General features: G+C 70.8%; 32 protein-coding genes. 20 read left to right on the forward strand and 12 right to left on the reverse strand.

Annotated elements, in window-relative coordinates; genetic code table 11:
• Positions 1 to 23 precede the first annotated feature (23 nt).
• The gene (locus CCN37_RS22085) at positions 24 to 1,100 is read right to left on the reverse strand and encodes a polyprenyl synthetase family protein (RefSeq protein WP_086824149.1); all 1,077 of its coding nucleotides are present in this window, start codon (positions 1,098 to 1,100) and stop codon (positions 24 to 26) included.
• A 161-nt stretch (positions 1,101 to 1,261) separates the two neighbouring features.
• Entirely contained in the window at positions 1,262 to 2,092 is an 831-nt protein-coding gene (locus CCN37_RS22090; RefSeq protein WP_168200795.1) for a CPBP family intramembrane glutamic endopeptidase, read from the reverse strand.
• Positions 2,093 to 2,163: 71 nt separating this feature from the next.
• Between CCN37_RS22090 and CCN37_RS22095 the strand changes: the two genes are divergently transcribed.
• From CCN37_RS22095 to CCN37_RS22110, 4 genes are read left to right on the forward strand one after another with little or no spacing between them, the layout of a single operon-like run.
• Entirely contained in the window at positions 2,164 to 2,775 is a 612-nt protein-coding gene (locus CCN37_RS22095) for a TetR/AcrR family transcriptional regulator (protein WP_086824153.1), read from the forward strand.
• Positions 2,776 to 2,814: 39 nt separating this feature from the next.
• Complete coding sequence (locus CCN37_RS22100; RefSeq protein WP_086824155.1) at positions 2,815 to 3,168, forward strand: helix-turn-helix transcriptional regulator; 354 nt, start codon at positions 2,815 to 2,817, stop codon at positions 3,166 to 3,168.
• A complete protein-coding gene (locus tag CCN37_RS22105; RefSeq protein ID WP_086824157.1) occupies positions 3,165 to 3,641 on the forward strand; it encodes an SRPBCC domain-containing protein in 477 nt (158 codons plus the stop codon). The genes CCN37_RS22100 and CCN37_RS22105 overlap by 4 nt, the downstream gene beginning before the upstream one ends.
• A complete protein-coding gene (locus CCN37_RS22110; protein ID WP_086824159.1) occupies positions 3,638 to 4,261 on the forward strand; it encodes a dihydrofolate reductase family protein in 624 nt (207 codons plus the stop codon). The genes CCN37_RS22105 and CCN37_RS22110 overlap by 4 nt, the downstream gene beginning before the upstream one ends.
• A 19-nt stretch (positions 4,262 to 4,280) precedes the next feature.
• Here the strand turns inward: CCN37_RS22110 and CCN37_RS22115 are convergent, their stop codons facing one another.
• The gene (locus CCN37_RS22115) at positions 4,281 to 4,901 is read right to left on the reverse strand and encodes a dihydrofolate reductase family protein (RefSeq protein WP_086824332.1); all 621 of its coding nucleotides are present in this window, start codon (positions 4,899 to 4,901) and stop codon (positions 4,281 to 4,283) included.
• 74 nt (positions 4,902 to 4,975) lie between these two features.
• On the opposite strand from CCN37_RS22115, the gene CCN37_RS22120 reads away from it, so the two are divergent.
• The gene (locus CCN37_RS22120) at positions 4,976 to 5,848 is read left to right on the forward strand and encodes a LysR family transcriptional regulator (protein ID WP_086824161.1); all 873 of its coding nucleotides are present in this window, start codon (positions 4,976 to 4,978) and stop codon (positions 5,846 to 5,848) included.
• Here the strand turns inward: CCN37_RS22120 and CCN37_RS22125 are convergent.
• From CCN37_RS22125 to CCN37_RS22135, 3 genes are all read right to left on the reverse strand, one after another.
• Positions 5,823 to 7,034 (reverse strand): RNA polymerase sigma factor, encoded by a 1,212-nt coding sequence (locus CCN37_RS22125; protein ID WP_246843222.1) that lies wholly within the window; start codon positions 7,032 to 7,034, stop codon positions 5,823 to 5,825. The genes CCN37_RS22120 and CCN37_RS22125 overlap by 26 nt on opposite strands.
• Positions 7,025 to 7,384 carry a YciI family protein gene (locus tag CCN37_RS22130; protein WP_086824163.1) on the reverse strand — a complete coding sequence of 120 codons (360 nt, stop codon included), beginning with the start codon at positions 7,382 to 7,384 and terminating at the stop codon, positions 7,025 to 7,027. The genes CCN37_RS22125 and CCN37_RS22130 overlap by 10 nt, the downstream gene beginning before the upstream one ends.
• Before the next feature lie 82 nt (positions 7,385 to 7,466).
• On the reverse strand, positions 7,467 to 8,879 hold the full coding sequence (locus CCN37_RS22135; RefSeq protein WP_168200796.1) for a glutamine synthetase family protein: 1,413 nt from the start codon (positions 8,877 to 8,879) through the stop codon (positions 7,467 to 7,469).
• Between the two features lie 601 nt (positions 8,880 to 9,480).
• On the opposite strand from CCN37_RS22135, the gene CCN37_RS22140 reads away from it, so the two are divergent.
• The gene (locus CCN37_RS22140) at positions 9,481 to 10,821 is read left to right on the forward strand and encodes a M20/M25/M40 family metallo-hydrolase (protein ID WP_086824167.1); all 1,341 of its coding nucleotides are present in this window, start codon (positions 9,481 to 9,483) and stop codon (positions 10,819 to 10,821) included.
• On the opposite strand, the gene CCN37_RS22145 is transcribed toward CCN37_RS22140, so the two are convergent.
• Complete coding sequence (locus CCN37_RS22145) at positions 10,779 to 11,936, reverse strand: amidohydrolase family protein (protein WP_086824336.1); 1,158 nt, start codon at positions 11,934 to 11,936, stop codon at positions 10,779 to 10,781. The two genes, CCN37_RS22140 and CCN37_RS22145, sit on opposite strands and share 43 nt — an antisense overlap.
• Positions 11,937 to 12,207: 271 nt before the next feature.
• On the opposite strand from CCN37_RS22145, the gene CCN37_RS22150 reads away from it, so the two are divergent.
• The 4 genes from CCN37_RS22150 to CCN37_RS22165 all read left to right on the forward strand — a co-directional run bounded on the left by CCN37_RS22150 (position 12,208) and on the right by CCN37_RS22165 (position 14,995).
• Positions 12,208 to 12,504, forward strand: a complete 297-nt coding sequence (locus CCN37_RS22150; RefSeq protein ID WP_086824169.1) for a DUF6355 family natural product biosynthesis protein — start codon at positions 12,208 to 12,210, stop codon at positions 12,502 to 12,504.
• 96 nt (positions 12,505 to 12,600) lie between these two features.
• Positions 12,601 to 12,897, forward strand: coding sequence for a DUF6355 family natural product biosynthesis protein (locus tag CCN37_RS22155; RefSeq protein ID WP_086824171.1), 297 nt, complete (start codon positions 12,601 to 12,603; stop codon positions 12,895 to 12,897).
• Positions 12,898 to 13,000: 103 nt separating this feature from the next.
• The gene (locus CCN37_RS22160; RefSeq protein ID WP_086824173.1) at positions 13,001 to 13,978 is read left to right on the forward strand and encodes a GNAT family N-acetyltransferase; all 978 of its coding nucleotides are present in this window, start codon (positions 13,001 to 13,003) and stop codon (positions 13,976 to 13,978) included.
• A 321-nt stretch (positions 13,979 to 14,299) separates the two neighbouring features.
• Positions 14,300 to 14,995, forward strand: coding sequence for a hypothetical protein (locus CCN37_RS22165; RefSeq protein ID WP_086824175.1), 696 nt, complete (start codon positions 14,300 to 14,302; stop codon positions 14,993 to 14,995).
• A gap of 62 nt (positions 14,996 to 15,057) precedes the next feature.
• On the opposite strand, the gene CCN37_RS22170 is transcribed toward CCN37_RS22165, so the two are convergent.
• Positions 15,058 to 15,357, reverse strand: a complete 300-nt coding sequence (locus CCN37_RS22170; RefSeq protein WP_086824177.1) for a DUF1540 domain-containing protein — start codon at positions 15,355 to 15,357, stop codon at positions 15,058 to 15,060.
• Positions 15,358 to 15,546: 189 nt separating this feature from the next.
• A complete protein-coding gene (locus tag CCN37_RS22175) occupies positions 15,547 to 16,428 on the reverse strand; it encodes a hypothetical protein (protein ID WP_086824179.1) in 882 nt (293 codons plus the stop codon).
• 106 nt (positions 16,429 to 16,534) lie between these two features.
• On the opposite strand from CCN37_RS22175, the gene CCN37_RS22180 reads away from it, so the two are divergent.
• Both CCN37_RS22180 and CCN37_RS22185 read left to right on the forward strand, forming a co-directional pair.
• Positions 16,535 to 16,975, forward strand: coding sequence for a VOC family protein (locus CCN37_RS22180; RefSeq protein ID WP_086824338.1), 441 nt, complete (start codon positions 16,535 to 16,537; stop codon positions 16,973 to 16,975).
• Positions 16,972 to 17,832, forward strand: a complete 861-nt coding sequence (locus CCN37_RS22185; protein ID WP_086824181.1) for an alpha/beta fold hydrolase — start codon at positions 16,972 to 16,974, stop codon at positions 17,830 to 17,832. Before CCN37_RS22180 ends, CCN37_RS22185 begins: the two co-directional genes overlap by 4 nt.
• Here the strand turns inward: CCN37_RS22185 and CCN37_RS22190 are convergent.
• Together CCN37_RS22190 and CCN37_RS22195 are read right to left on the reverse strand one after the other, a co-directional pair.
• A complete protein-coding gene (locus CCN37_RS22190) occupies positions 17,804 to 18,715 on the reverse strand; it encodes a hypothetical protein (protein WP_086824183.1) in 912 nt (303 codons plus the stop codon). The two genes, CCN37_RS22185 and CCN37_RS22190, sit on opposite strands and share 29 nt — an antisense overlap.
• A 67-nt stretch (positions 18,716 to 18,782) precedes the next feature.
• Positions 18,783 to 20,690, reverse strand: coding sequence for an FAD-dependent oxidoreductase (locus tag CCN37_RS22195; protein WP_086824185.1), 1,908 nt, complete (start codon positions 20,688 to 20,690; stop codon positions 18,783 to 18,785).
• A 155-nt stretch (positions 20,691 to 20,845) separates the two neighbouring features.
• Between CCN37_RS22195 and CCN37_RS22200 the strand changes: the two genes are divergently transcribed.
• The 8 genes from CCN37_RS22200 (at position 20,846) to CCN37_RS22230 (ending at position 25,928) form a co-directional block, all read left to right on the forward strand.
• The gene (locus CCN37_RS22200) at positions 20,846 to 22,057 is read left to right on the forward strand and encodes a GNAT family N-acetyltransferase (RefSeq protein WP_086824187.1); all 1,212 of its coding nucleotides are present in this window, start codon (positions 20,846 to 20,848) and stop codon (positions 22,055 to 22,057) included.
• Between the two features lie 105 nt (positions 22,058 to 22,162).
• Complete coding sequence (locus tag CCN37_RS22205) at positions 22,163 to 22,555, forward strand: peptidase inhibitor family I36 protein (protein ID WP_086824189.1); 393 nt, start codon at positions 22,163 to 22,165, stop codon at positions 22,553 to 22,555.
• A gap of 76 nt (positions 22,556 to 22,631) precedes the next feature.
• A complete protein-coding gene (locus tag CCN37_RS22210; RefSeq protein ID WP_086824191.1) occupies positions 22,632 to 23,216 on the forward strand; it encodes a TetR/AcrR family transcriptional regulator in 585 nt (194 codons plus the stop codon).
• Positions 23,213 to 24,040, forward strand: coding sequence for an alpha/beta fold hydrolase (locus tag CCN37_RS22215; RefSeq protein ID WP_086824193.1), 828 nt, complete (start codon positions 23,213 to 23,215; stop codon positions 24,038 to 24,040). The genes CCN37_RS22210 and CCN37_RS22215 overlap by 4 nt, the downstream gene beginning before the upstream one ends.
• The gene (locus tag CCN37_RS22220) at positions 24,033 to 24,263 is read left to right on the forward strand and encodes a hypothetical protein (protein ID WP_246843223.1); all 231 of its coding nucleotides are present in this window, start codon (positions 24,033 to 24,035) and stop codon (positions 24,261 to 24,263) included. The genes CCN37_RS22215 and CCN37_RS22220 overlap by 8 nt, the downstream gene beginning before the upstream one ends.
• Before the next feature lie 474 nt (positions 24,264 to 24,737).
• Entirely contained in the window at positions 24,738 to 25,007 is a 270-nt protein-coding gene (locus tag CCN37_RS22225; protein ID WP_086824195.1) for a hypothetical protein, read from the forward strand.
• On the forward strand, positions 24,994 to 25,344 hold the full coding sequence (locus tag CCN37_RS40060; RefSeq protein WP_168200797.1) for a hypothetical protein: 351 nt from the start codon (positions 24,994 to 24,996) through the stop codon (positions 25,342 to 25,344). The genes CCN37_RS22225 and CCN37_RS40060 overlap by 14 nt, the downstream gene beginning before the upstream one ends.
• Positions 25,341 to 25,928, forward strand: a complete 588-nt coding sequence (locus tag CCN37_RS22230) for an AAA family ATPase (protein ID WP_168200798.1) — start codon at positions 25,341 to 25,343, stop codon at positions 25,926 to 25,928. The genes CCN37_RS40060 and CCN37_RS22230 overlap by 4 nt, the downstream gene beginning before the upstream one ends.
• Here the strand turns inward: CCN37_RS22230 and CCN37_RS22235 are convergent.
• Entirely contained in the window at positions 25,901 to 26,128 is a 228-nt protein-coding gene (locus CCN37_RS22235; protein WP_086824200.1) for a hypothetical protein, read from the reverse strand. The two genes, CCN37_RS22230 and CCN37_RS22235, sit on opposite strands and share 28 nt — an antisense overlap.
• Between the last annotated feature and the right edge of the window lie 5 nt (positions 26,129 to 26,133).

A 26,133-nucleotide genomic window follows, 5' to 3' on the forward strand; every position in this document is an offset into this window, starting at 1 on the left:
TGGACACGCGCTCCAAAAAATCTTCAGTGGTCGCGGCCCGTCACGAGTGAGAAGAGCGCGCGCAGCTCGGCGCCAGCGACCGGTTCGGGGCCGACCTCCTCAAGCGCGTGCAGGGCGGCCTGCGCGCAGCGCTGCGCCTCTTGGCGCGCCCAGTCCCTGCCGCCCGCCACCTCGACCAGGTGCGCGGCGCGCTCGACCTCGGCGGGGGTGAGGGCGCGGTCGAGCCGGTACAGCTCGGCCAGCTCCGCCCCGGCGGCGGTGCCGGAGTCCAGCGCCGCCACCACGGGCAAGGACTTCTTGCGGTTCGCCAGATCGCTGCCGACCGGCTTGCCGACCACGTCCGGATCGCCCCAGATGCCCAACAGGTCGTCGACCACCTGGAAGGCCATGCCCAGGTGCTCGCCCACCCGCTGGAACGCGTCCACCTGCGCGTCGCTGCCGCCGCCGGTCACCGCGCCGAGCGCGCACGCGCAGCCCAGCACGGCAGCGGTCTTGCCAGCGGCCATGGCCTGGCACTCGGCCATGCTGACCCGCTCGCGCCCGGGGAAGTCGGTGTCCGCGCTCTGGCCGTCCATCAGGCGGCACAGCGTGAGCGCCATCGTTCGCACGGCTCGGACCGACGCCGTGCCACCGCCGTCGGTGAGCACCCGCATTGCCAAGGCCCACAACGCGTCCCCGGCCAGGATCGCCGACGGGACCCCGAAGACCGCCCACGCGGTCGGCCGGTTCCTGCGCGTCTTGTCGCCATCGATGATGTCGTCGTGCAGCAGGGAGAAGTTGTGCACCAGCTCCACCGACGTCGCCGCGAGCACCGCGTCCTCCGTGGCGCCTCCGACCGCTCGGGCCGATAACAGGGCCAGCGCGGGGCGGAGCCACTTGCCGCCGTTGTCGTCGGCGCGCGGCCGGCCGTGCTCGTCCTGCCAGCCGAAGTGGTAGGCGGCGACCCGCCGCACCGGCTCCGGCAGCGTGTCCACCGCCGCGCGCACCGTGGGCTCGACCGCCGCGCGACATTTCGCGAGGAGCGTCGCCACGTCCGTCGTTCTGGGGTCGTGGCTGGTCGTGGCCGTGAGACGGACCTTCTCGTCCGGGTTTGCCGTCATCGCGCCCAGGCCCTCCTTCGCGCCGCGCCGCCCTCGTCATCGGCCCCGGTGGGGCACGTGAGGAACGCTCACGAAGCACAACCCGGGCATGCGGTGCGAGCAACAGTATTCACAGACAGAAGAAGCCGTGAGGGGTATTGCGCCCGAGCGGGTGGCCGTACTCACACGCCCATCTGGGCGAGTGTCAGCGAAGCGACGATGCCCAGATCGGCGCACACGTGCACGGCCAGGTTCCAGACGAAGCCGCGCGCGCTGAGCATCGCGAAGGCGCAGACCAGCCCGAACGCGGCCGAGGTGAGCACGCCGAGCCAGCCGCCGGGGTTCCCGCCGAGGTGGCTCAACCCGAACACCGCCGAGCCCAGCGCCAGCGCCGGGGCGAGCGGCATGACCTCGCGCGCCGCGCGCAACGCCGCGCCGCGGTACAGGAACTCCTCGGCCGCCGCGTTGATCAGGCAGCCCGCCAGCATCACGGGCAGCCACGGCAGTACCGATGGCAGGTGGGCCAGCGCGCCGGAAGGCAGCTCCGCGAGGAAGAGGCCCGGCACGAGCAGGCACAACAGCGGGCCGAAGATCAGCCAGCCGCCCGCGCGCGGTGAACCGGGACGCAGGTGCAGCTCCTCCAGTGACCACCGCTGCCGCCGGGCGAGCAGCGCGGCGAGGCCGACCGAGACCAGCTTGACGCTGTTCACCGCGAGGAACGCGACCGGGATCGGCAGGCTCGTGAGCGCCCCCGTCACCCCGGGTAGCGACGTGATCAGCGACGTCAGCCAGCCGAAGACCGATGTCGCGGCGAACAGCAGCAGGAGCGGCCTCGCGGTGCCCCACGCGGGGACCGCGCTCATCAGCAGCAGGGTCGCCGTGCCCGCGACGCCGACCGCGGCCGACCAGCTCGAATCGCTCAGCGCCGCGGGAACCCCACTGGCCAGCAGGCCCGCGAAACAGCAGGCGAGCGTCGGGGAAAGACCGGAAAACCGCTGCTCAACGGCATGCATGCACATCTCCTCCTAGTAATTAGCACAGCTGTGATAGAGCGAAGCTAGCACAGCTGTGATAGGAGTTGGGCATGCCGATCGACCACGACCAGCGCCGCGCCGACCTCGCCGACGCCGTCTGGCGGATCGTGCTGCGCGAGGGGGTGCCCGCGGCTTCCGTGCGCGGCGTCGCCCGCGAGGCCGGGCTGTCGACGGGCTCGGTGCGCTACTTCTTCGCCACCCAGGACGAGCTGCTGCGCTTCGCGATGCGGGAGGTCGTCAGCCGGGCCGAGCGCCGCGTCCAGGCCGGGGTCGAGTGGCGCACGCGCGAGGTCGGCGAGGGCGATCCGATCGCCGCCGGGGTCGATCTGCTCAAGCAGGTGCTCCCGCTGGACGCCGACCGGCTCACCGAGGCGCGCGTGTGGTTCGCCTTCACCGCGCACGGCACCACCGATCCCGAGGCCCGGGGGATTCGCCAGGAGGCCGACGAGGGCGTGAAGGGCTTGTGCCGCACGTGCGTCAGCGATCTCGACGGGCTCGGGCTGCTCGGCGCCGGGCGCGAGGTCGACGTGGAGGCCGAGCGGCTGTGGGCGCTGCTGGACGGCCTCACCCTGCACGTCCTGCTCGCGCCTGAGCCGCCCGGCACCGACGCGGTCGCCGCGGTGCTGGATCGGCACCTACGTGATCTGACGCTCAACACTTAGCCCTTGCGCTAAGTTTCCTGCCGAGTCATACTTAGCCGCATGGCACAGTATTCGGCGGAGGTGGACGGCGTGTTCGTCGCGCTCGCCGACCCGACCCGGCGAGAGGTGATCCGACGCCTCGGTCGTGGTCCGACGAGCGTGGGCGAGCTGGCCCGCGAGTTCCCGATGACCCTGCCGTCCTTCATGAAGCACGTGCGGACGCTGGAGGACAGCGGCCTCATTCGCACCGCCAAGCGGGGTCGCGTGCGCACGTGCACGCTGGACCGCGACCGCCTCGCCGTCGTCGACGACTGGCTCACGGAGCAGCGCCGGGTCTGGGAAGAGCGCACCGACCGGCTCGACAGCTTCGTCACCGGCCACCAAGCACAGCAAAAGAAAGAGGAACAGCCGTGAACCCCGATCTCGACCTCGTCCTGGACCGCGTCATCCGCGCTCCCCGCGCCGTCGTGTGGAGCGCGTGGACCGAGCCGTCCAGCTTCGCGCAGTGGTGGCTGCCCGCGCCGACCGTCTGCCGCGTCGACCGCCTCGACGTCCGGCCCGGCGGCGGGCTCGTCACGCGGATGAGCGAGGACGGCGTGGACTTCCAGCCGCACATGGACGCGAGCTTCCTCGTCGTGGACGAGCTGGAGCGCATCGTCTTCACCAACACCATCGACAGCGAGTGGCGCCCGGTCGCCCCCGCGCCGCTGCACATGACGGCCGAGATCACCCTCGCCGACCACCCGGACGGCACCGACTACCGGATCGTCGTCCGGCACGGCGACCCGTCCTCCCGGGAGCGCCACCACGAGCTCGGCTTCTTCGACGGCTGGGGCTCGGTCACCGCTCAGCTGGCCGCTGTCGCGGAGGGTGTGGTCGTCCGATGAAGATCGTCATCACCGAGTTCGTCACCCTCGACGGCGTCAGCCAGGGCCCCGGCTCGCCGGAGGAGGACACCAGCGACGGCTTCACCCGCGGCGGCTGGCTCGTGCCCCACATCGACGAGGTGTTCGTCAAGCGCACCTCGGAGTGGCTCGACCAGGCGGACGGCCTGCTGTTCGGGCGGCGGACCTACGAGGCCTTCGCGCGCGACTGGCCGGAGATCACCGACCCGAACGACCCGTACACCGGGCGAATGAACTCGCTGCCGAAGTACGTCGTGACCAACACCCTCACCGAGGGCGCGTGGAACCCCACGACCGTCCTGCGCGGCGACCCCCTCGCGACCGTCGCCGAGCTGAGGGCGCGCCCCGGCCGCGAACTCCAGATCCACGGCAGTTCGCGCCTGGCCAACGCCCTGCTGTCGGCTGGCCTCGTCGACGCGCTCCGGCTCGTCGTCGCCCCGGTCGTCATCGGCTCCGGACGACGCCTGCTCGACTCCGGCGCCCCGGTCGGCCTCCACCTCGTCGAGCACGAAGTGACCCCGAAAGGCTTGCTGCTCCTGCGCTACGAGACCACGGGCGCCGCCCGAACCGCCTCCTACGACGGCGTCACCGACTTCGTCTAGAGCCGTTGGTGGCGGGGGCTCAGCGGACCACGCGGTAGACGAGGTGCGTGACGGAGTCGGTGGGGCGCGATTCGAGCTGTTCGAGGTTGAGCGGGGGCACGCCGTCGAAGAGCCGCGTGCCCGCGCCGAGCGTGATGGGCACGATGTGCAGCCGCAGTTCGTCGATCAGCCCGGCGGCGAGGTACTGGTTCACGGTGCTCGCTCCGCCGTGGATGGAGATGTCACCGCCGTCGGCCGCTTCCCGCGCGCGCTCCATGGCGGCGTGGATGCCCTCGGTGACGAAGTGGAAGGTGGTGCCGCCGTCCATCAGCTGCGGCTCGCGCGCGTGGTGGGTGAGCACGAAGACGTCGGCGTGGTAGGGCGGGTTGTCGCCCCACCAGCCCTTCCACGCCCGGTCCCACTCACCGCGCACGGGGCCGAACATGTTGCGGCCCATGATGAACGCCTTGGACTTGGCCATCCGGCCCAGCTCGACCTCGTGCAGCTCGCGCGGTTCGACGTACCAGGCGTGCAGCTTGTCGCCCCAGCCGTCGCCGCCGTCCTCGCCGAACGGGCGCTGTTCGGTCTGGTTGAGCCCGGCCGAGAACCCGTCGAGAGAAACGGAGAGATCGCAGGTCACCTTGCCTGTGCGCGTCGTCATCGGCACAGCATCGAGCAGGCGCGACATGACGTCCAATGCCAATCCGGCACGCGATCCATAGATAGCATTGATGGATGTTGAGCCTGGTCCACCTCAAGGTCCTGGCCGCGGTGTCCCGGCACGGCTCGGTGACGGAGGCGGCCAGGCAGCTGCACTACTCGCAGCCCTCGGTCAGCCACCACCTGGCCCGGCTGGAGGCGGCGACCGGGGTCAAGCTGGTGCAGCGGGTCGGCCGCGGCATCCGCCTGACCCCGGAGGGCGTGCTGCTGGCCAACCGCGCCGCCGAGATCGTCGGGCGGGTCGACGCCGCGAGCACCGAGCTGGCCGCGCACGTCGACCTGCGCGCGGGCCGGGTTCGCTTGGCCGCCAACGCTTCCGCGCTGAGCACGATCGTGCCGAAGGCGACGGCCGCGCTGGCGCGAGCGCACCCCGGGCTCCAGCTGAGCCTGTTCGACCGCCACCCCGACGACTCGGCGCGGATGCTGCGGCACGGCGAGATCGACGTCGCGCTCGCCTTCCGCCCCAAGGACTCTGTCAACGACGAGGAGGACGGCCTGCGCCGCGTCCACGTCGGCGAGGACTCGATCTACCTGATCAGCACGCGACCCGATGACAGCCTCGCGAACCACCGCGACTCCGCGTGGATCGGCGGCTGCGAGCGGTGCCTGGCGGAGCTGAACGCGGCGTGCGGGCGAGTGGGTTTCGTGCCCCGCATCGCCTCGCACAGCGACGACATGGTTGTGGTGCAAGCACTTGTGGCGGCGGGCGCGGGCGTCACGACACTGCCGGGCCTTGCGCTGCGAGCCCACCGCCATCCCGGCGTGCACGCCGCCGAGATCGTCGGTTCACGCCGCGAGATCTACGCCGCGACCTACGGCGACCCGCCCGATCCGCCCGCCGTCGCCGCCGTGCTGGACGCGCTCAGCACGGCGGCCGCGACGCTGTGAGCCTGCGCGCCTCCAGGAAGCTCCGCTCGGTGTCGTTGGTGGCCAACGCGATCGCCTCGTCATAGGCCGCGACGGCCTCGACGGAGCGGTCGAGCCGGGTGAGCAGGTCCGCGCGCGTCGCGTGCAGCAGGTGGTAGCCCGGCAGGTCCAGCTCGTCCACGATGGCCAGCGCGAGCGCGGGGCCGTGCACCTCGGCGACGGCGACCGCGCGGTTGAGCGCCACGACCGGCGTCGGCGTGAGCTCCAAGAGCTGGTCGTAGAGCGCCAGCACCTGCGTCCAGTCGGTGGCCGGACCGTCGGTGTGCACGGCGTTGATCGCGGCCTGCACCTGGTACGGCCCCGGCTGGCCGCGCCGCAGGCACTGGCGCACGAGCGCGTGCCCCTCGGCGATCAGCTCCCGGTTCCACAGCGCCCGGTCCTGCTCGGCGAGCACGACCAGCTCACCGTCGCGCCCCACCCGCGCCGGGCGCCGCGCCTCGGTGAGCACCAGCAGCGCGAGCAACCCGATCACCTCCGGCTCATCGGGCATCAGCTCCGCGAGCGACCGCGCCAGGCGGATCGCCTCCTGGCTCAGATCCGTGCGCAGCAGCTGCCCCGACGTGGCCGCGTACCCCTCGTTGAACACCAGGTAGAGCACGGCGAGCACCGAGGACAGGCGGTCGGGCAGCTCCGCGGCCTCGGGCACGCGGTAGGGGATGCCCGCATCGCGGATCTTCTTCTTCGCGCGCACGATCCGTTGCGCCACAGTGGTTTCCGGGATCAGGTAGGCCCGCGCGATCTCGGCCGTCCCCAGCCCGCCGAGCAGGCGCAGCGTCAGCGCCGTCCGCGCGAGCGGGGCCAGCGCCGGGTGGCAGCAGGTGAAGATCAGGCGGAGCTGGTCGTCGCGCACGGGGCCCACCTCCTCCGGCTCATCGGGTTGGTGCAGCAGCTGCGCCTGCGCGTGGCGAGCCTCCCGGGTGGATTCGCGGCGCAGGCGGTCGATCGCCCGGTTGCGGGCGGTGGTCACGATCCACGCGCCGGGATTGGGCGGCGGCGCTTCGCCCCACTTCTGCACGGCCACCGCGAACGCGTCCTGCACGGCCTCCTCGGCCAGCCCGATGTCGCCGAGCACCCGCGTCAGCGTGGCGACGCAGCGGCCGTACTCCGCGCGGTAGACCTCGTCCAGCCGCGCCACGCTCAGGCCCACTGCGCGTCTTCGAACGGGCGCACCTCGATCGGGCAGCCGCAGGCCAACGCGCACTTCTCGGCCCAGCGCAGCGCTTGGTCGAGGTCGGCGCACTCCAGCACCCAGAAGCCGCCGAGCTGCTCCTTGGTCTCGGCGAACGGGCCGTCGGTGATCGTGGTGCTGAAGCCGTCCTGGGGGCGGATGACCGTGGTGGCGTGCGAGGACCGCAGGCCACCGACGAACACCCACGACCCGGTCGCGCGCATCTCGTCGGTGACCTTCTCGGTCCGGGCCATCTGCGCGTGGAACTCCTCGTCGGAGGGCGCGGGCGCGGTCTCGTCGAGCTGGACGGCGAGCAGGTACTTCTTCACGGCGGACTCCCTCGGGGTGGACTGCGTCTCACCTTGTCCACGAACGGGCTCGACGCCATTCGACACCCCGAGGAGAAAAGATTCAGTACCTCAGCCGGTACACCGGGGCCAGCTCGGCGTGGTCGCGCTTGCCGTGGGTCTCCCACTCCTGGCGCCGCACGGCCAGGAACGCCTGGTGCAGCTCGTCGCCGAGCGCCCTGGCCACCGTCTCGCTGCCCGTAAGCAGCTCGATCGCCTCCCCGAGCGAGGACGGGAGCTGTTCGACGCCCGCCTTCCTGCGCTGGGCCTTGGTCATGGTGTGCGGGTCGCGCTGCACCGGGGCGGGCAGCGTCGCCGCCTTGTCCAGGCCGTCGAGCCCGGCCGAGAGCAGCACCGCCGCCGCCAGGTAGGGGTTGGCCGAGCCGTCCAGCGGCTTGACCTCGACGTTGGCCGCGGTGGCCCGCGAGGTGATCGTTCCCGGCACCACGCGCAGCGCGGCCTCGCGGTTCTCCACGCCCCAGCAGGCGTAGGCGCCGGACCACATCTGCGGCTGGAGCCGGGCGTAGCTGAGCACGCTGGGCGCGAGCACCCCCATCAGCTCCGGCAGCGCGTCGAGCATCCCGGCGACGAAGGCCGCGCCGTCCTCGGACATCCCGCCGGTCTTCTCGTCAGTACCGCCCTGCATGAGGTTCACGCCGTCGCGCCACGCGCTGAGGTGCAGGTGGCAGCCGTTGCCGACGGCGCCGGGGCGCACGCTCGGCGCGAAGCTCACGTCGAAGCCGTGCGCCCGCGCGACCCGGCGGGCCAGCACCCGGCTCAGCACCAGCTGGTCGGCGGCGGCGAGCGGGTCGCGGGCGGAGCAGGAGAACTCGACCTGACCCGGCGCGTACTCCGGGTGCAGCTGCTCCGGCTCGATGCCGTGCTCGGTGAGCGCGTCCAGCAGGTCCAGCGCGAACGGCTCGACCTCCAGCAGCGCGGAGGCGCTGTAGCCCGGCCCGTCGTGCCCGGGGGAGCCGTCGGCGCGCAGCAGCGACATCTCGACCTCGAAGGCCGCCTTGAACTCCACGCCCGCCGCCTGGCCGCGCTCGATCACCCGGCGCAGCGCCGAGCGCTGGCAGCACGGGGAGACCTCCAGCTCCTGCGTGTAGAGGTCGGCGGGCACCCACGCCGTGCCGGGGGAGCCGTTCAGCCGCTCCAGGGCACCGGCGTCGGGGAAGAGCCGGAGGTCCCCCGCGGGGCTGTCGAACGGGGCGACCATGGCGAAGCTGTCGTCGGTGCCCGAGATCGACCACACGACCGAGAAGCCGATCCCGCCGCGCAGGACGCTGGCCAGCCTGCGCACCGGGACGAGCTTCACCCGGGTGACGCCGCCGTTGTCGACGTTCGTCATGGCCACCGCGCGGACACCCGCGGCGGCCAGCCGCTCGGTGAGCGCGGCGCCGGCGTCCGGATCGGCGTCGAGCACCTGGGGGCGCGGCGCCACCGCGGTGCCCGCCGAACCGCTGCTGGTCTTCATGGTCGAAATTCTCCCTGGGCGAGCCCGGCTGTCAATCGCGAAAAACATTCTTTCCGGCTGCGAGAATTCGCCTGCCGCATCGGTGGAAATCATGATGTTTCACGTGCTGAGATAAATGCGGCACCATGATTTCCGCTCGGCACCGGGACGGCGAGTAGGTGTAGCACACGATAGTGATCGCCTGTCAAATGTCGGATTTCGATGTGTCCTTCGCCGTGAACCGAGGTGTTCGCGGCGCTTCTGGACGGCGGCCGGCCCGGTGCCGGTCCCGCTGAGCAGCGCCTCCTCGCCCACCGCCGCCCGGACGGGGGAGCCAGGCGTGCCGGACCGCCTGGCCGGACGCCGGGAGCGGGGGCCGCCGCGCGTCGGTGAAGTGCGTCGTCCGTGCGCCAAACCGCAGCGGGGAGCGGCATCCGCTCAAGTCGTGCGTGAATCACTCGACCGGGGGCTTGAATGCGCGGCCGCAAATGCCTCACCTGCCGAAACGGGTGTTCCGCCCAGGACGGGACAGGCAGGTCGATACCGAAAATTCGATCATGCGATCATCGACGCCCCCCAGCCGCCCCGCTCTGCTGGGTCGCACGGTGAATGGAGTCGCACAATGAACGCTGGGCCACCCACCGACGATGTCCGCGCGCGCATTCTCGCCGCCGTCGACGGCCTCCGCGACGAGATGGTCACATCGCTGCAGCGGCTGGTTCGAGTTCCTTCGGTGAACCCCAAGTACCCCGGTGTCGAATACCGCGAGCACGTCGGCCGGGAGGGCGAGGGCAGCGCGGTGCTGGCCGAGCTCTACGAGCGCGCCGGGGCCGAGGTCGAGCTGTTCGCCGTCGAGGCGGGCCGGGAGAACGCGGTCGGCAGGCTCGGCGGGCGCGGCGAGGGCCGCTCGCTGATCTTCAACGGCCACGTCGACGTCGTCCCCGGCGGGGACCCGGGCGAGTGGCGGGTCGCCCCGCCCTTCGCCGGTGAGGTCGTGGGCTCGCGCATGTACGGCCGGGGCACCACCGACCAGAAGTCCGGCCTCATCGGCCAGGCCTACGCGGCCATCGCGCTGCGCCGCGCGGGGATCGAGCTCGCGGGTGAGCTCCAGCTCCAGTGCGCAGTCGGTGAGGAGACCGTCGACTACACCTGCGGGACCGGCGCGATCGTCGAGCGCGGCTACACCGCCGAGGCGGCCATCGTCTCCGAGCCGAGCGCGCCGCCGACGCCGGTGTCGCTGGCCGTGGTGAGTCCCGGGCTGCTGTGGTTCTCCGTCACCGTCGAGGGCATCAAGGTGCACTGCTCGATGCGCGGCGAGACCATCCACCCGCACCGCGCCGGCGAGGAACTGGGCGTCAACGCCATCGACAAGATCTTCACGATCTACCAGGCGCTGCGCGGTCTTGAGCAGGAGTGGGTGCAGACGCAGCGGCACCCGCTCTTCTACGACGGGCACTTCTCGTTGCTGCCCGGCGTGATCCGCGGCGCGCCCGGCGACCTCGCGGTGCCCTTCGCGCTGTCGGACTCCGCGACGATCGAGTACACCGCCATGTTCCACCCGGAGCGCGACGGCGCGGACGTGCGCGCGGAGATCCAGGGCGTGATCGACCGCGCCGCCGACTCCGACCCGTGGCTGCGCAAGCACCGCCCGGTGTGCGAGTGGAAGCTCCAGTGGGACCCGTACTCGATCGAGCCCGGCGCCGACATCAACACCACGCTCGCCGCCGCCTACAAGGAAGCCGCCGTGGGCACGCGGTTCGCTCCGGAGCCGACGTTCACCGGGTTCTACGGCGGGTGCGACGCCACCGTGCTGAAGAAGCTCGGCATCCCGTCGGTCGTGCTCGGCCCCGGTGACCTGCGCGTCGCCCACGCCAACGACGAGTACGTGGACCTCGACGAGATGCTGCTCGCCGCCAGGACCTACGCCCTGGTCGCCGCCGACTGGTGCGGGGTCAGGTCGTAGACGCGCTGGGCGTTTCCGCCCATCAGCAGCTCCAGGTACCGCCTCGCGTCGGCCTCGCCGATCGCGTCCGCCGCCAGCCAGTCGCCGAACGCGCTGGCCAGCGCGAGGCGGTGCCGCAGCGCTCCGACCAGGTACAGCTCGGGCAGCCCGTACGCGTCGGTGGAGAACAGGACCTTGGTGAACGGCGCGATCTCCAGCGACTCGCGCACGATCGAGGTCGCCGAGGCACCGGAGAACCCCGCCGCCAGGCCGGTGTCGAGGTAGACGTGCGGGTAGACGTGCGCGAGGTAGCCCGCCTCGCGGACGAACGGGTAGTTGTGCAGCAGCATGATCGGCGTGCCCGTGCTGGCCGTCGCCCGCAGGAACTCCGTCATCCGCGTCGGATCGCAGCGGTGCAGCACGATGTCGGAGTCACCGAAGCCCACGTGCATCTGGATCGGCTTGCCCGCGTCCACCGCCGCCCAGAGCAGCGCGCGCAGCAGCACCGGATCGCTCAGCCGCCGCTGCTGGGACCTCAGCCAGGCATCAGCCGCTGAGCGGATCTCGGCCTCGGTGGGGCGCGCTGGGTCGAAGTCGAAGCCGTGCCGGTAGGCGATGATCGACTTCACGCCCACCGCCGTGCGCAGCGCCGATTCCAGCTCAGCCTGAAACGCATCGTGAAACCCTTGCGCGCCAACACCTTCCCCAGCAAGGCGTTCGGCAAGCGACTCCAGCCGGGCGATCTCGAACCCCCGTGCCCCCGACACGCCCGCCAGCTCGTCGGGCGAGGTGATCTCGTCGGCGCAGAACCCCGTGTCGACCAGGTAGGTGGAGATGTTCGCCGCCGTCAGCAGACGCCGCGTCACCTCCTGCTGGCCCAGCTCGGCCCGCCTGCGGAGGTAGCTCTCCGCGTCGGCGTGGCGTGGCAGGTCCAGCAGCGGCGCGCACTCCGCCCGGATCGCCACGCCCACCGGGCTGTCGAACACCTCGCCCGCCGGGCCCTGCGGCAGGTCCGACTCCGTCGCGAGCTTCCGGAAGCCCTCCGCGCTGACCTCGTCCTTGGCGACCCCGTGGCAGTGGTGGTCCACCGCGGGGACCTGCGTCAGGACGTCCAGCAACGCGACACGTTCTTCCACAGCCTCGACCTCACGCCTTCCGGAGCCGTTGGTGATCACGCACTTTCTACCGGGAGGCGGTGCTGCGGGGACAGTGCTGCCGCCGAAAACGGTGACGAACGGCTCGGCGCCGCAATTCGGCTGTGCGTGCTCCTCCTCGCCGAGACCAGCGGAGACGGTGATCCGCGCGAGGTGCGCAGCGATTCTCGCCCAATTCGAAAACTGCTCGAATTTGCTCGCTGCCGGAAATGCGGATGACGCTCCCGGTCAACCAACGGGCAAAGGGGAACACATGCGCACCACCGTCAAGGGCCTTGTCGCAGCGATCGCCGCGATGGCGGCCACGGCGAGTCTGGCGGCCGTCCCGGCCGACGCCGCCCCGGTCGAGCGGGCCGCGAAGTGCGGCTACTACCGGGCGGGCACGCCGGCCGTTCAGGCCTGGTACAACCACTGCGGTGGCGGGAAGGTCTGGATCAAGGTCTTCCACACCTTCGGCGACGACACCTTCTGGTGCGTCGGCCCCGGCCACACCAGCCTCGGTGTCTGGCCGGAGATCAACGACGCCGTGTACGACAACCGGACCTGCTGATCACCGGATTCACCCCGACCTGAAACGCGGGAGATCCCCCCGTCGCGCGATTAGCTTGCACGTGCAAGCAAACGAGTGCACGAGCAAGGGGAGCACATGCGCAGAACCGCCAGGACCGTCGTCGGAACCCTCGCCCTGATGGCGGCCGCGATCAGCCTGACGGCCGTCCCGGCCGGTGCGGACGAGGTCGTGGCCGCCGCGAAGTGCGGCTTCCACAAGGAAGGCACGCCCGCCGTTCAGGCCTGGTACAACCACTGCGGCAGCGGGAACGTCTGGATCAGGAAGACCTACGCCGTCGGCAGCGACGAGTTCGAGTGCGTCCGGCCCGGCGACACCCTTCTCGGTGTCTGGCCCTACATCACCGGGGCCTACTACGACAACCGGACCTGCTGAAGGTGAAGCACGGCGAGAGCGCGGTCACCGGCCGCGCTCTCGCGCTTTCAGGCGACGGGAAATCAGGCGACAACCCGCACGCCCTGACCTAGCTTCCTCCCGCATGCGCGAACTCACGTGGCGGCCGCTCACGACAGCGGACGCCAAGGCGTCGGCGGACCTGCTCAACGCGATCGAGACCGTCGACAAGATCGGCGAGAACTACGTCGAGGCGGACACCCTCCAGGAACTGGTCGACCCGTACACCGACCTGGAACGCGGGAGCCTGGCCGCGCTCGACGGCGACGAGCTGGTCGGCTACATGAAGATCCGCTACAAGCCGGTCGCGGACGAGGTCCACCGGGTCCTCCTGGACGGCGGGGTCCACCCCGGACACCGGGGACGCGGCATCGGCGCGACGCTCGTGCGCACGGGGATCGAGGCGGCGAAGGTGCTGCACGCCGAGCACCACCCGGGGCTCGACCTCGTCGTCGACGTCCACAAGGCCGAGCACATCCCGGGGCTGGCCGATCTCGTGCGGTCCCAGGGCTTCGCGCCCGTCCGCTACTACCAGCGCATGGAGCACCCGCTCGGCGCGGCGATCGGGGACGCGGCGGTGCCCGATGGGCTGCGGATCGAGCCGTGGTCGCAGCGCACCGACGAGGACTTCCGCCTGGTGCGCAACGCTTCCTTCGCCGATCACTGGGGCGCGGCGCCGCTGCCGGTGGACGGCTGGCAGAACAAGATCACCAACCAGACGTTCAAGCCGGAGACGAGCTTCCTGGTCCGCGACGAGGCCAGCGGCGCCGCCGTGGGCCTGCTGGTGACCATGAGCTGGGAGGCCGACACCGCGGCCACCGGCGTCCGCGACGCGCACTTCATGGTCATCGGGACAGTGCCGGAGCACCGCGGGCGCGGTGTGGCCAACGCGGTGATCGCGCACGCGCTGCGGGCCGCCGCCCAGCAGGGCTACCACCGCGCCAGCCTCAGCGTGGACTCGGCGAGCGCGTCCGGGGCGCCGGGCGTCTTCGAGAAGGCCGGGTTCGAGCCGGGGCTGCGCTACGTGCGCTGGGAGCTGGCGGTCGGTTCACTCTCCGGCTGACCACCTTCAGGGGGAGCGCTGCGGGCGTGTCGGTGACGGATCGTCAAACGCCGTCGGCGCCTGCCGGAGCGCTCCGACCGGGGAGGTGAAAGATCATTCAGGGATGACCGCGCTCTGCCGAAGAGAACGGCGACACCCGCACAGTCCTCTGTGGACTTCCTTGCGGGACAAGCCGATTCTCCAGGAGCGTCGTTGACAGCCACGCACTCAGCGCCCCCGTTAGCGCCGAGTCCAGCAGCCCCCACCCCTGCCGGTTCGCAGCACCACCACGATCATCAGCACCACCACCATCACCACCACGCGCAGCACGGTGTGGAGCGGATGACCGTCCTGCCCGCGATCGCGACCCTGGGCACCGAGGAGCACCGCAGCGGCAACGAGCACCTGGCCCAACTGGGGCCCGGCAAGGTGTTCATGATGGGCGACAACCCCGCCCTGCCCAAGATGCCCAAGCGGCCCACGATCGCCGACTTCTTCCGCCTGCGGCTCGGGCTCGACCCCTTCACGATGCGGCACATGCTGCACAGCGCGCGGCGGGCCCAGCTGCTCGGCCTGGACGAGCCGATCGTGCTCGCCTGCCTGCTGCACGACATCGCCGTCGGCGGTCTGCTGCGCAGCCACCACGGCCACTGGGGCGCCCAACTGCTCGCCCCCTACGTCTCCGAGGAAGTGGCCTGGGCGATCCGCCAGCACGAGATCGTGCGCTTCTTCGCCGATCCGTCCGTCGGCTACGACTACCCGGACGCCTACGACTCCTTCTTCGGGCCGGAGTACGACCCGCCGGAGCACGTCCGCGACGCCTACCGGGACGTGCGGTCGCACCGGTGGTACATGTCCGCGCGGCTGGTCGCGATCAACGACGTCTACACCTTCACCGATGACGAGGACATCGACATCGCCGAGTTCGAGGACGTCATCGGCCGCCACTTCCGCCAGCCCGCCGAAGGGCTCGGGTTCGACGGTTCTCCCGTCGCGCACATGTGGCGCACGATGATCTGGCCGAACAACTTCCTGTAGCCCCCGGACGCACAGCGCGGGCGGGACCACGTCGGTCCCGCCCGCGCCGCGTGCTGGGGTGGCTATCCGGCCCGGTAGGTCAGGCAGGTCGCCGCGTGGTCGCCCTCGCCCATGCCGACGCGCACGTTCGCGGCCGTGCACTCCAGGTGTTCGTTGTGCACGCAGTCGGCCCGCTTGCACGCGCCGACCTGGGACACGGCGGCGGGCAGGCCGCCCTTCGCGGTGAGCGGCACGAAGGTCGCGCAGTCCGCCGTGCCGTTGCGGCCGTCGACGGTGATCGCGAAAGCGTGGCAGCCGTGGTCGTTGTAGGAACAGCTCGTCACCGTGCACTCGCTGACGGCGGGCATTTCCGTGGTGGTCATCGCAGACTCCTTCGAACATCCGATCGCAGTCCGGAAAACTCGTTCAGTTCGGGTCGGTATGCGGAACCGAATACCCCGAACCCCATCACGGAAACCCCATCGTCGCAGGTCGGGAAACCGATCGTGTGTTCTGGCGACGCAACGATTAGGTTAGCCTCACCATTGTCGTGAAGGCGGGTGGAATCGTTTTCATCCGCTCTTCTGGAACAGCACGCTCATCCCGTCGGGCTCGAAGAGCATCAGCGTCGGCAGGAATCCGGGGCGGGCCTCGGAGCGCTCGACCCGCTCGCGCAGCTCGCTGGCCCACCCGGAGTCCGCGGGCGCGAAGGCCAGCTCGTGCTGGCTGGGCAGGGCGGCGACGAGCCTGCGGGTGCCGATCGTGTCGATCATGCGGCCGAGGAAGCCCGGGGTGGCGACCATGGAGGCGGCGAAGCCCCTGGCGCGGCTGACCTCGACCATGCCGCCCGCGACGCCGGGCGCGTCGGAGTAGACGGACTTGAGCCCGTCGCGCAGGTTGCCCCGCGCCGTCTCCAGCTTGGCGAGGAAGTCGTCGGTGTCCGCCACGTCGAGGTTGCCGACCTCGGCGACGGTGAGCCCGTCCTGGGTCGGGGTGACCGTGGCGAGCACGAGGTAGAGCTGCCCGGGGATCAACTGCGCCACCGGAACCGGCCCGGCGTCGTTGACGTCGCCGGTGCGCATGATCGGCAGCAGCACGCCCTCGATCCCCTTGGTGATCTCGTCGAACGCGCGGTCCTCGATCTCCTGCTCCAGCGAGATCCTGGCCTCCTCGATCGCCTCCGCCCAGCGGTGCGGCTCGGGGCGCGCGAAGTTGTGCGTGACCACCTCGATGTTCGGGAAGGTCCGGTCCACGAACTCGCGGTCGGCCTCGGACAGCTCCCACTCGCTGTGCACTCGCCGCACCTCGGTCGCGGGGAAGCGCTGGCGGCTGGTCAGCTCGGCCCACGCCTGCTGCAGGCAGTTCTCGTCGCGGGCGGTCCCGGCGGCGAGCGCTGGCTCGATCTCCGGGGACGACTGGAAGAGCACGACGTTGGTGCTCATGTCGGTGTTCACGTCACCACCTCTGGTGTTCGGGCCTCGTGGGCAGGCGAATGGTAGGCGGACGCCCGCGCGCCGACAATTCGCGTACCGCCTCGCGGCACTGCTTATGCTCGTGCGCATGGGAATCCAGCGGATGGACAACGTCGCCGTCGTCGTCGACGACCTGGACGCGGCCGTCGCGTTCTTCAGAGAACTGGGGATGGAGCTGGAGAACCGGATGGCGGTCGAGGGCCGCTTCGCCGAGCTCACCGTGGGCATCGACGGCCTCCGCAGCGAGATCGCGATGATGCGGACCCCGGACGGGCACAGCAAGCTCGAACTGACGAAGTACCACACCCCCGAAGCCGTTGGCGCCGACCGGGAATGGCCGCCGCCCAACACCTTGGGCCTGCACAGGGTCATGTTCGCCGTCGACGACATCGAGGACACCGTCGCCCGCCTGCGCCCGCACGGCGCCGAACTCCTCGGCGAGATCGCGCGGTTCGAGGACGTCTTCCTGCTCTGCTACCTGCGCGGACCCGCGGGCGTCATCGTCGCGCTGGCGGAGCAGATCGGATGAGAACGGTGCGGGTCAACGGGATCGAGCTGTGCGCCGAGACCTTCGGCGACCCGGCTGACCGGGTGATCCTGCTGATCGCCGGCGCCGCCACCTCGATGGACTGGTGGGCGGCGGAGTTCTGCGCGCGCCTGGCCGCCGCCGGGCGGTTCGTCATCCGCTACGACCACCGCGACACGGGCGCGTCGACCTGCGACGAGCCGGGACGGCCGTCCTACACCGCGCAGGCGCTGACCGATGACGCGCTCGGCCTGCTCGACGCGGTGGGCGTGGCCCGCGCACACCTGGCCGGGATGTCCTCGGGCGGCGCCATCGCGCAGGAGTTGGCCGTGCGCCACCCGGACCGGGTCGCCTCGCTGACCGTCATGTCGACGACCTTCTACGCCGGTGGGCCGGATCTGCCGCGAGCGGTGCCCGAGCTGAGCGCGAAGTTCGCCGCCGCGCCCGCTCCGCCGGACTGGTCCGACCGGGCGGCCGTGGTGGAGCACCTGGTGGCCGACTGGGCGCCATACTCCGGTCCCGCCGGTGCCACCGAGGCGGAGCTGCGCGAGCTGGCGGAGCGGGTGGTCGACCGCTCGGTGAGCGTCGCGTCGAGCGGCAACCACTGGCAGGTGATCGCCGAGGAGGAGGGGCCGTCCGAGCACCGGCTCGGCGAGATCTCCGTGCCGGCACTGGTGATCCACGGAACGGCCGACCCGCTGTTCCCGTTCCCGCACGGCCGGGCGCTGGCCGCCGCGCTGCCGGGTGCGAGCCTGCTGCCGCTGCGCGAGGTCGGGCACGAGGTGCCTCCGCCGTCGACCTGGGACCAGGTGATCCCGGCGATCCTGGAGGTCACGGGCGGGGAAGGTCCTGCACGCTGAGCCGCAGCCAGCGGTCCTCGACGAGGAAGTTCAGCTCGCCGCCCCTGCCGACGACGCGCGCACTGCCCGGCAGCGGTCGGCCGTCAGGTTGCACGACCCGGTGCTCTCCGGTCACGAGCAGGCGATTTTCCAGCGGCACAGTGGTGATGAGCTTGTCCTGGTCGGGCCCGTACCCGCCGAAGAACGCGACGGTCGAACCGTCGACGGCGAGGGCGCTCGCCCCGCTGACGTCGTTGTGCCACCCGGTCACGGTGTCACCATCGACGCGCACAACCGGGAAGTCGGTGTAGTAGTAGGCCCACGCGGTGTCGTCGTGGACGTTGAGCGCGTAACAGCTGCTGATCGCACCCCATTCGCCCGCGGGGTACTGCCACCGCAGGTCGAGATCGGAGGACCACCGGGACAGCCCGTGCCGCCCGACAGGGGGAGCGCTGTCGCGATTGCCCCAGCCGTAGTTGCCGTAGACGCCCTCGTCGAAGTAGCCGACCCAGACCTCACCCCGAGGCGTGGTGAGCACGTGGGAGATGCCGTCCCCGAGGGTCTGTTCGAGCACCGCCGAGCCGCGGGCGTCGTAGACGATCGCGTTGCGCTCCGGGCCTTCCGGGCGCCACCGGCAGCGCGCGCCGACGACGAGGACCTTGCCGTCGGGCAGCGGTTGCACCGAAGGGAACGCGACGGGCCGCCACGCGATCGGTGTCGTCGTGGTCGTTCCCCTGGCCTGTACGGTCACGCACGCGTCGGACGTGGCCTCCTCCGCCGCCCACAGCGCGATGACCTCGCCGGAAGGCCCGATCGAGCTGCACAGGAGGACGTCGCCGGGGCGTGGTGCCACCAAGCGCGCGTGCTGACGCGCGCGGAGCGCGGGCGCTGACGTCATCTTCACCGGCTCAGCCCATCACGTCGCCGCACCGCGACGGGGCGGCGACCGGAGAAATACCACTTTCGACCCATCAGGCGGCTCCGGTGTCGCGGCGGGCCCTGGCCAGCGTCTCCGAGCCGAGCGCGGTCTCCAGTTGCTCCCACCGCGTCACCAGGTCCGACATCATCAGCATCAGCACGTCGGGGAAGGCGTAGAGGAAGCTCTGGTACCGGTAGTGGTCCAGGTAGAACACCACGACATCGTCGGTGAGCGCGGTGACGGAGGTGGTGCGGGCGTTGAAGAACAGGTCGTGGTGGCCCAGCAGCGCGCCGCGCCCGAGCACCGCGCGCTCGTAGATCCCGCCGAAGTCGACCTCGACCTGACCGCTCACGACGAGGAACACCCCGTGCGCGGCGTCGTCCTCCCGGAACAGGGAATCGCCTGCGGCGTAAGGGATCTCGTCGAACATCGACGCGAGCGTCTCCAGCTCGGAGTCCACGAGCGCGGTGAACAGCCGCACGCCGTGCGGGTCGACGCTCTCGCGCAGACAGGCCACGCGCTCGGTCAGCTCGCGCTGGCTGATGTGGGTCATGCGCATCCGCACGAAGCGCAGCATCCGGTCGGTGTTGCGGTTCTGCCGCCGCGAGGTCCCCGCGCTCGGCGGGGTGTAGACCTCGGAGTTCCCGCTGATGCGCGCGGCTTCGCGCAGGCCGGACTCGTAGGCGCTGTGCACGCAGCCCCAGTGGTAGTTGTTGGTGCCCTCACCGGCGAAGAACACCTTGTCGCCCACGGGCTCCGCGAGGGTGGCGATGTCCTTGGAGGAGGCGTCGACCCCGATGCACGTGTAGGAGCCGAGCGCGAAGGGGTCGGTCGACCACGCCGTGCGCGAGATGTGCTCCGGAGCGGGCGCGTCGGCTCCGAAGACGTCCCGCACGACGGTGGTGGCGTAGGCCGAGACCTCCTCCTCCGACCAGGTCTCCGCCTCCCGGCCGAGCGACGCGCCGAGCAGCATCACCAGGATCGGCTTGCCGTGGGACTTCCACATGCTGATGACGACGGTGGGGTAGCGGTCGGTGTCGCGGCACAGGTAGCCGAAGACGTACTGGTCCTTGGGCCAGAAGGGTTCCGCGTAGTACACGGCGATCTTGTTGAGGGTGCCGAAGCCCAGCCGCGCGATCGCCGAGCGCTTGACCTCGGGCAGGGCGGGCTCGAAGCGCACCGCCCCGGCCTTGAGCACGCCGAGGGGGAGGGTCACCAGGACCTTGTCCGCCTCGAAGTCCCCGTGGTCGGTCGTGATCCGCGTGCTCGCCGCCGTGCTGTCGATCCGCGTGACCACGTGGCCCAGCCGGATGTCGAGCCCGTCGGCGATCGCGCCCACCACCGACTGGTAACCCTGGTGCAGCGTGCTGTCGCCGTAGCCGTAGACCAGGTAGCCGTCCTCCCAGTACTTCAGCGACAGCTTGTCCGCGTCCTCGCCGACGTCCTCGCGCAGGATCACGTTGAGGTGGTAGCGAACCGCCTGTTCGTCCTCTGTGGACAGTTGTCGGTCGGCGAGGATCTGGCGCAGCGCCGCGCCGAGGGAGATGTCCGGCCGGTGTTCCTTGCGCGCGATCGCGGCGCGCTGCTCCAGCTCGTGCAGCACGTCGTCGGCCAGCTCCAGCGTGCGGCTCTTGGTGCGGTGGTTGGCGATGCGGTTGTCCGCGCCGAAGAGGTCGAGGCTGTCGAAACCGCCCGTGTAGGCGCTGTCACCGCCCACGTAGCTGTAGGGGATGCCCAGGTCCTCCACCAGCTCGGTGATCGGGTTGCCGTCCGTGCCGTGGATCCAGTGCGCGCCGAGGTCGACGCCCTCGGAGTCGGTCCAGATCCGCCCGCCGACGCGCTCGCGCGCCTCCAGGACGATGACGGGATGGCCGAGCCGGCTCAGGGTGCGCGCCGCCGCGAGGCCCGCCATCCCGGCCCCGATGACCACCACGCTGGGGAGATCCTGTTCTTCGGGCATCGTTCGATTGTTGGCAGTCCGCGCGCGCCCGCACAGACCCGGATCGTGTGCTCGCGCTGGGCCGTCCGGGTTGATCATCCGCCGCAATTCGGTTGAGGCCCCTCCGGCGCTGGGCTGCACTGTGCGCGACAACGCGCACCCCGGGAGGCGGCAGCATGAAGATCCGTGCCACGACCGACGAGGACCTCGACGTCTTCGTCTCCACCGTCCACACCGCGTTCGGGCGCTTCCCGGATACCCCGGCCGAGGACGGCGGCGGGTGCTGGTGGTCGGCGACCGAGATGGACCGCAACCTGCTCGCCGAGACCGACGACGGCCGGCCCGTCGGCACCGCGGGCTCCTACTCCTTCGAGCTGACCCTGCCCGGCCGGGTCGTCGTTCCGGTGGCGGGGGTGAGCTCCGTCGGCGTCCTGCCCTCGCACCGGCGCCGGGGCGTGCTCAGCGCGATGATGCGGCACCAGCTCACCGATCTGCGTGAGCGAGGGGAGTTCCTCTCCGTCCTGCTGGCCTCCGAGCCGGTGATCTACGGCCGCTTCGGCTACGGGCCCGCGACCTACACGGGGCGGCTGACCGTGCAGCGGCACCGCGCCGTCTTCGCTGAGCCCAGGGCGGGCGGCGGTGGGGCGTCCGGCTCGATCGAGGTGCTTCGCCGGGACGAGTGCGTCGACGTCCTCGAAGACGTCTACGACCGCTACCGCCGCGCGCAGCCCGGCGCGCTGTCGCGCCCGCCCCGCTGGTGGGCCCTGCGCGCCGGGCAACCCCCGATCGCCGCCGCGCCGCGTTATGTCGCCGTGCACCGCGATGGGGACGGGAATGCGAATGGCTACGCGAGCTATTCACTTCAGGACGGCACTTTGACCGTCGACGAGACAATTGCGCTCGACGACGCGGTCTTTACCGCTCTCGTTACGTTCGCGCTCGGTCACGATCTGGTCACTCAGGTGATGTTCAAGCACGTTCCGCACGAGCACCCACTGCGCTGGCAATTGGCCGACTTCAGCGCAGGAGAGGCCAGCCAGCACACCGAATGGCTCTGGGTGCGGTTGCTCGACGTCCCGCGCGCCCTGGCCGCGCGCCGGTGGTTCACCGACGGTGACCTGGTCCTGGACGTCACCGACCCGTTCCTCGGTGATCAAGCCCGCTACCTGCTGACCGTGCGGGACGGCCAGGGTGGGTGCGTGCTCACGGAGCGTGCGCCCGACCTGTCGCTGGACGTGCGCGACCTGGGCGCGGTCTACCTCGGCGGCACTGCGCCGAGCACGCTCGTCCGAGCGGGCCACATCCGCGCCCACCATTCGGACGCAGCTTCTCTGGCAGATCGACTGCTCCGCTCGGATGTGCTTCCGCACTGCGTTCAATGGTTTTGATATCTGTCCCGGAAAGCGGGGACATTTGCGAGCCGGATAAGAGTCTTCACATTTCCCTCGGTTACCTTTCCGCCCGTTGTCCTGTTTGAACGGGATTGGAGAAGTATGCGCAAGGGAATTGCTCGCGGCATCGCGGCCGGATTGGTCGGCATCGGTATCTCGGCGTTGGTCGGTGCCGCGCCCGCCTCGGCGACGGAGCGGGGGGAGCCCAGCTGCGAGCTCGAGCGGATCTGCATGTGGGAGGACACCGAGTTCGACGGCACCCGCTACATCAACGCCGCGGCGCAGGCGAGCGACCAGTGCCACGAGATCGACTGGTGGAACGGGGACAACGAGATCAGCGCGGTCTACAACCACAGCCGGTCGCTCCGGGTGACCCTGTACGCCAACGACGGCTGCACGGGGCCGACCTACGTCGTCGCCGCGGACCTCCCGATCAGCAACCTCAACAGCTTCGGCTTCGACAACGAGGCGGAGAGCTTCAAGATCCACCGCTGACCCACTTGGTAACACCGCGTGTCTGGATGTAGCCTGATTCCAGAAGCGCGGTGTTACTCATTTGTGGGGAGAGCGGATGGTCAGGCTGACGCGGGCCGAGCAGCAGCGGGTCACGCACGACCGCCTGCTCGGCGCCGGGCGGGCGGTGTTCGCGCGGCGGGGGTTCCTGGCGGCGACGGTGGAGGAGATCGTCGCCGAGGCCGGTTACACGCGGGGCGCGCTGTACAAGCACTTCGGCAGTCGGGAAGGGCTCTGGCTGGCGATCACCGACGCCCAGGCCGAGGACCACCTCGCCGAGCTGGAGAAGCGCCTCGACGGCGTGGCCGACCGCGACGCTCTGGTCGCCGCGCTGGTGCCCGCCGGGGCGGTGTTCGGCGGCGGAGCGCTCCGCGCGGTCTACGAGTTCACGGCCTGGATCGCCGGGCAACCCGAGGTCGCCGCACCTGTCATCGCCGCCCAGCGCCAGCGCGAGGAGCGGATCACCGCGATGCTGGAGCGCGCGTGCTCGCGCTTGGGAGTGCGCGCGACCATGCCGCTGGCTGAGGTCGTCGTGCTCGTCGGGGCGCTCGGTGGCAGCCTCGCCCTGCGCAGCGCGATGGACGCCGAGACAGATGTGCGCGCTGTTGCCACCGGCGTCCTTGAGGCTGTGTTCGCGGCATGAGCATTCGCTTGGCGCGCAACGGAGACGTCGAGATCGCCTACGAGACCTTCGGCTCCGCCGGCGGTCGTCCGCTGCTGTTGGTCCAGGGTGCGAGCGCTCCGATGCAGGGCTGGCCGGACGGGTTCTGCTCGACCCTGGTCGAACGCGGGTTCCACGTGGCGCGCTGCGACAACCGGGACGCTGGCCGTTCTTCTCGCGCTGCCAAGCCCTACTCGCTCGACGACATGGCCGCCGACTCGCTGAGCGTCCTGGACGCGTTGGGCTGGCCCGCCGCGCACGTCGTCGGCGTGTCCCTCGGCGGAATGATCGCCCAGGTCATGGCCGCGCGACACCGGGACCGCGTGCTCAGCCTGACGTCGATGTGCTCGGCCCCCGACGCTTCCTTCCGGCGCTCCAAGCTCGGCACCCTGATCCGCTTCGCACTGCTCACCTGGCGGGCACCGTCCACTCCGGACGCTTCGGGCGAGCGGCTGGTGAAGGTGTTGCGGCTGGTCGGTTCCCGTGGTTTCCCGCAGGACGAGCAGTGGGCGCGCCGCATCGGCAGCTCGGGCCACGCCCACCGCACCGACTTCGCCGCCGCCCGCCGCCAAGCCGCCGCCGCGCGCGCCTCGGGCGATCGGCGGGCCGAGCTGGCCACGATCACCGCGCCCACCCTGGTGCTCAGCGGCGGCGCCGATCCCGTGCAGCCGCCGCGCGCCGGGAAGGCCACCGCCGACGCCATCCCCGGAGCGCGCTTCGTCGTCCACCCCGGACTCGGCCACGACCTACCGCCCGGCCTGTGGTCCGCCTTCGCCGACGACATCGCGGCGGTGGCTCGTGGCTGACCTCGTGATCCCCCTGGTGCTGCTGGTGTCCTTCGGCGCCACCTTCGCCGGGCTGCCCTGGCTCGCCGCCCGCGTCCGCCGCCGGGGCAGTGGAGCTGAGTTCTTCGGCCCGTTCGAGGAGATCTGGTACCCCGCAGCCGCCCGCACCCGCGTCGAGATCCAGGTGCAGCAGGAACGCCGAGCCCCCGCCCCCACCCCCGGCGACCCGCCGCTGCGGGGCTGAGCTCCGGGTGGACGGGAGAATCCAGAAGCTCTGGGGAGGGTGTTGCGCCGGGTTCGGTCGCGAAAGTGCTCGTTCTGGTCGACAACGCCGTCACCGACTCGGAGCGGGCTCGTGCGCTCCTCGACACCGCCGCACTCGAATACGAAGCGCACACGGTGGAGGCGAACGAGCACCTGCGCTCTGCGTTCGCGATTCGGTGTTCGGTCATCCAGCGCCTCAAGCGATTCCGTTCCGCCATCAGCGGGACGGGCGAGGTCGTCGTACCTGAAGCGAAGGTGGTCGGTGACCCACACCCAGCGGTGACCGTCGCGATTCCCCAGGGGTTCACCGAGCGGACGATCAAGTCCTTCGCCAGAGCGGTGCGCCAACTGGTGCGGCTGGAGCGCCTTCCACCGGGTGACCCGGTGATGCAGGGCCGCAGGGTGCGGCGCACGGCGAGGGTCGGGCAGATCGGATGTCGACATCGCGCTGCGGGTGGCGGAGGAGCACTTCTTCGAGCTCGCGGAGAAGTGCCTGGCGCGGGCGCGCCCCGGAACCGAGCTGCGCAAGCGAACGCTGTCCCGGATACGCGGGAACGGCCAGCTATCCTCCTTCGACCTGGGCGTCGAGTTCACCGCCAACCGTATCGAGCTGGTGGATGAGCGAGTGTCCTTCTCCGTTCAGTTCTCGGTGCTGAGGATTGGCGGGAAGTTGGACACACCGCCCTACTGCTCGCTCAACCGGGGAGCCAATGAACCACGTTGACGAACTGAAGTTCCTCGTCATGGTCGAGGGGGCGTCCGGCGACCGGGTCGTCGCGGCCCTTCAAGGGCTCGACGGCGCCGAGTCCGGCGAGTACGGCCGAATCGTGCTCCGCGGGAACCACGTCGACGTGCGGGAGAACGACGATGCCGACCCGGTCCGCGCCGCGGCGGGCGAGGACGACTTCCTCTACTTCGCGTGGGAGGTCCAGGTGATGCCGGTGATCGGCCCGAACGTCACCTGGGAGTCGCAGATCGCGTTGGCGCGGCTGATTCGCGATGGCCTCATCGCCGAGGACCTTCGGGTAGAGGTGCTCGCGAGCTTCGAGGACGAGGTGTGAGCGTTTCCGGGGTGCCGCTGCTGATCCACGTGAACGGTCCCTCCGGTGCCGGGAAGTCGACGTTCGCGCGGGCCTACGCCGACCGGCACCCGGGCGTGCTCAACCTCGACATCGACCAGGTGGTGAGCATGGTCGGCGGTTGGCGCGAGGACTTCTGGACGGCGTTCAAGGCCGGGCGGCGGCTGGCGGTCGGCATGGCGGAGACGCACCTGCGGACGGGGCACGACGTGGTGATGCCGCAGCTGGTGACCGGCCCGCACGAGATCGCGGAGTTCGAGGCGGCCGCCGAGCGCGCCGGGGCGGAGTACCGCGAGGTCGTGCTGGCCGTTGACAAGCAGCGGATGCACGAGCGGTTCTCGTGCCGGGCAAGGGAAAACGCCTCCGAGCTGGACCGCCGCGTCGACGAGGTGGTCGCGCGAGGCGGCGGGCCGGTGCTGCTGGAGCGAATCCACGACCAGCTCTCCGCCTACCTCGAAACCCGCCCGGAACACCTGGTGGTGCACGCCGACGACCTCGGCCCGGACGAGACCTACGACGCGGTGCTCGCCCTGCTGGCTCAGCGTTCGCCGAGCACCTTCTCCTGACGGGACAGGCTCAGCGCGAAGTAGCACAGCGCGAGCAGGCCGACCACGGCGAGGCAGGCGCCGTAGGCCAGCGCGGCGTGCCACCAGACGATCGGTTCGTCCATCCTGATCAGGGCGACGGTGACGTAGCACGCCGCCGCGAACCCGATCGCGCCGTCGATCAGCCAGAAGACGGACCACGAGCGGTCAGACGATCTCATGTGAT

It is taken from the genome of Allokutzneria sp. NRRL B-24872 (genome assembly GCF_002155965.1).
Classification (GTDB): Bacteria; Actinomycetota; Actinomycetes; order Mycobacteriales; family Pseudonocardiaceae; genus Allokutzneria.